The following is a 1,765-nucleotide window of genomic DNA, read 5'->3' on the forward strand; positions in this document are numbered from 1 at the left end:
GTACCCGCAGGCGCGGCTCAACGGCATGGAGTGGAGCTGGCCGCTGCGCTGGCTGTGCGCGCTGCGCTGCCCCTGGGCCCGTGTGCGCCGCGCCGATATCTGGCTGGCCGACTGGAGCGGCTACCAGATGGTCTACCTGTTCCAGCGCCCTGAAAGCATGGGCCGTGCAGCCGTCAAGGCCGCCACGGAGCTGCCTGAGGGCGCCTGGCTGGTCAGCCTGGACTTTGCGCTGCCCGGCGTGGAGCCCTCCTGGCAGCGCCAGGGACCGGGCCGGCACAGCCTCTGGGTCTACCGCATGCCGCTGGGCGGTGCCGGCGAGGCCGTGGTGCATGTTCCCGAGCCCGAGGAAACGCCTTACGAAAAGGCCCTGCGGGAGCTGCAGGAACGGCGGTGAGGGGCCGTGCCGCCTACTTCTTCGCGCTGGCCTTGCTTACGTAGAGCGACAGCGCGGCGATCTCGGCCTCGCTGAGCGTGGCCTTGAATGAGGGCATGGCGCCTATGCCGTCGCGCAGGGCACGGGCCACGCGCGCGGCATCGGGCTTGAGCTCGTCGAGCACGGGGCCGATGGCGCCCTCGGCACCCGCGTCCTTGAGCGTGTGGCACAGCGCGCAGGCGGGCGTGGCCGTGGCGAACAGCTTCTTGCCCAGGGCCATCTGGGCCGCTTCATCGGCAAAGGCGGGGGCGCACAGCAGGGCGCTGCCGAGCAAAGTGCCGCCCAGCAGGGCGGTGTGGATCAGGTGTTTCATCGTGAACATGGCAATGGGGGTACGGGCCCGCCACGGTCTGGCGCCGTGTGCGGGAGGTGACGGGGGTGAAGAGAAGGGGGCGGGATGAGCGCGCGGGCCGTGTTCAGGCCACGGTGACGGTCACGGCGTGGTCGGCCCAACTGGTGTTGTTGTAGCCACTCTGGTTTTCGCCGCGCGTCTCGGGCTGGACCCGGCCGCGCGCGTCGGTGGCGCGGCTGGCCAGCACATGCGTGCCCTTGGGCAGGCGCGCCTGCAGCACGAACTGGCGCCAGGCGTACTTGCCCAGGTCGGGGCCGACCAGGCGCGCGGCCTGCCAGCTCTTGCCGCCGTCCGTGGACACCTCCACGCCCTTGACGGCATCCATGCCGCCAAAGGCCACGCCGTGGATCTGCACCAGGCCGGCGGCCTGCCCACCGTCCTCGGGCAGGGGCGAGTTGATCCAGGACTTGACGCTCATCTCCTGCACCGAGGGCTGGCTCGGGTCACCCTTGCTGCCGGGCGGCGAGATGCGGTAGCCGTGGGACATGATGTGGGCCTCGCTCTCGCGCGGCGTGAAGGCCAGCTGCTTGATGTACTTGATGTTGTTCACGCCGGTGTAGCCGGGCACGATCAGGCGCAGCGGCCCGCCATGGGCCAGCGGGATGGGCTCGCCGTTCATCTCCCAGGCCAGCAGCGCGTCTTCCATGGCCGACAGCGGCACCGAGCGCTCGACGATGACGCTCTTGGGGTCCAGCCCCGCAGGCAGCACCTCGCCGCCCGTGCCGGTCATGTAGAGGCCGCCGTCGGCCACGCCGCCCAGGGCCTTGACCACCTCGCGCACGGGCACGCCGCTCCAGACCACGCAGCCGGCCGCACCCACGGTCCAGGCCGTGCCGCTGGGCTTGCTGGGAAAGAAGGCCCGGCCATTGCCCGAGCACTGCAGCACCATGGCCACAGTCTCCAGGCCCAGGGACTTGAGCTCGCGCACGCTGAGGCTGCGGGGCTGGCGCACGCCCTCCACCTGCAGCTGCCAGGCATCG

2 protein-coding genes and 1 pseudogene are annotated in these 1,765 nt (G+C 71.1%); 1 reads left to right on the plus strand and 2 read right to left on the minus strand.

The window, feature by feature from the left end; genetic code table 11:
• Positions 1–394, plus strand: a pseudogene (locus L995_RS08025) (class I SAM-dependent methyltransferase); the annotation flags it as partial.
• Between the two features lie 13 nt (positions 395–407).
• Here L995_RS08025 and sorU read toward each other — a convergent pair.
• Positions 408–755 carry a SorU family sulfite dehydrogenase c-type cytochrome subunit gene (sorU, locus tag L995_RS08030; RefSeq protein ID WP_047470816.1) on the minus strand — a complete coding sequence of 116 codons (348 nt, stop codon included), beginning with the start codon at positions 753–755 and terminating at the stop codon, positions 408–410.
• Positions 756–849: 94 nt separating this feature from the next.
• Positions 850–1,765, minus strand: a 916-nt coding sequence (locus L995_RS08035; RefSeq protein ID WP_047470818.1) for a sulfite oxidase, incomplete at its 5' end; no start/stop codon positions are given.

Source organism: Delftia sp. ZNC0008 (assembly GCF_000799035.1).
GTDB classification, from domain to species: domain Bacteria; phylum Pseudomonadota; class Gammaproteobacteria; order Burkholderiales; family Burkholderiaceae_C; genus Comamonas; species Comamonas tsuruhatensis.

What these genes read in the sequence shown, in the direction of transcription:
- sorU (WP_047470816.1), bottom strand. Translation starts at nt 755, where the DNA reads ATGTTCACGATGAAACACCTGATCCACACCGCCCTGCTGGGCGGCACT.